A 1,079-nucleotide genomic window follows, 5' to 3' on the forward strand; every position below is an offset into this window, starting at 1 on the left:
GGGCTGCGGCCCGATTTCCTCTCCGGGCATTCGATCGGTGAGTTGGCCGCGGCGCATGTGGCGGGTGTGTTGTCGCTGGCGGATGCGTGCCGGTTGGTGGCGGCGCGTGGCCGTTTGATGCAGGCGCTTCCGGCAGGTGGCGCGATGATCGCGGTGCAGGCTTCGGAGGACGAGGTGCTGCCGCTGCTGACCGAGCGGGTCAGCATTGCCGCGCTGAACGGGCCGACGTCGGTGGTCATCGCGGGTGATGAGGACGAGGCTGTCGCGATTGCGGCGGGCTTCGAGGCGCAGGGCCGGAAGACCAAGCGGCTCACGGTCAGCCACGCGTTCCACTCGCCGCGCATGGACGGGATGCTGGACGCGTTCCGGGAGGTTGCGGAGGGGCTGTCGTACGAGGCTCCGCGCATCCCGATCGTGTCGAATCTGACCGGTGGCGTGGTGGCCGCCGAGGAGATCACGACGGCCGACTTCTGGGTGCGCCACGTCCGCGAGGCCGTCCGCTTCCTCGATGGTGTGCGGACCCTTGAGGCGCAGGGTGTCTCCACGTTCGTCGAGCTGGGCCCGGACGGTGTGCTCACCGCCATGGCCCAGCAGTGTGTGACCGGTGGCGAGGACGCCGCGTTCGCCGCCGCGCTGCGCAAGGACCGTCCCGAGGCCAAGACGCTGACCACCGCCGTCGCCCGGGCCCAGGTCCGTGGTGTGGCGGTCGACTGGGACGCCGTCTTCGCCGGTACGGGCGCGGCTCGGGTCGAGCTGCCGACGTATGCCTTCCAGCACGCGCGCTACTGGCCCGAGCTCCCGGCCGCTGCCCTGGGCGGTACGGCCGGGCTGGGGCTGGCCACCGTCGACCATCCGCTGGTCGGGGCCGCCGTGCCGCTGGCCGGTGGCGAAGGGCTGCTGCTCACGGGCCGACTGGGCCTCGACACGCATCCGTGGCTGGCGGACCACGCCGTGATGGGTTCGGTGCTGCTGCCGGGTACGGCTTTTGTGGAGCTGGCGGTTCGTGCCGGTGACCAGGTCGGTTGTGATCAGGTCGAGGAGTTGACGCTGGCGGCGCCGCTGGTGCTTCCCGAGGTGGG

General features: G+C 71.4%; 1 protein-coding gene. It reads left to right on the forward strand.

What is annotated here, in order from left to right; all coding sequences use genetic code 11:
* Positions 1-1,079: acyltransferase domain-containing protein (locus KN815_RS34320; RefSeq protein ID WP_216345754.1), on the forward strand; the 1,079-nt coding region annotated here is incomplete at both ends.

It is taken from the genome of Streptomyces niphimycinicus, assembly GCF_018883605.1.
Taxonomy (GTDB): Bacteria; Actinomycetota; Actinomycetes; order Streptomycetales; family Streptomycetaceae; genus Streptomyces; species Streptomyces niphimycinicus.